1 protein-coding gene is annotated in these 520 nt (G+C 42.5%); it reads left to right on the plus strand.

Going from position 1 to position 520, the window contains the following annotated elements; genetic code table 11:
- Positions 1–59: 59 nt before the first annotated feature.
- Positions 60–520: helix-turn-helix domain-containing protein (locus tag ACFO5Y_RS11680; RefSeq protein ID WP_380706732.1), on the plus strand; the 461-nt coding region annotated here is incomplete at its 3' end.

Below are 520 nucleotides of genomic sequence, written 5' to 3' on the forward strand. Positions count from 1 at the left end.
GACGCAGATATTCGTTATATTAAAAGTACCACCAAATAACATAAGGAGAATATCTACGCATGAACCATTTTATCCAAAAAACCTTTCAATTAAAAGACCCAAATATCACGATCGATATGGACCGTGTTGAAGAACAGCATTATAAAGGCCGCTTATCTTTGTTTTACTTTGGCACATTAACGTATGTTCCTAAAGCCTGTGAATGTTGTGGTATCGTCAATGATGCCTATCAAGTCGTTAAAAATGGGACGCGTCACTCTCGTCTGACTTTAGCGAGCATAACGGGACTTCCTGCCTACTTAAACTTAGCCAAACAACGCTTCAAATGTAAAACCTGTGGCCAAAGCTTTACAGCGAAAACGTCCTTTGTGGACCCTCACTGTTTTATTTCTAAGCGGGTCACACAAATGATTATGGATCGGGCAACACGTGTGATGTCAGAGGTAGATATTGCCAAAGATACCCATGTTTCCCCGAATACCGTGCGTCGCGTCATTCATCAGGCTGCCGCTGCGCTTCG

It is taken from the genome of Ruoffia tabacinasalis, from assembly GCF_042652985.1.
Lineage (GTDB): Bacteria > Bacillota > Bacilli > Lactobacillales > Aerococcaceae > Ruoffia > Ruoffia tabacinasalis.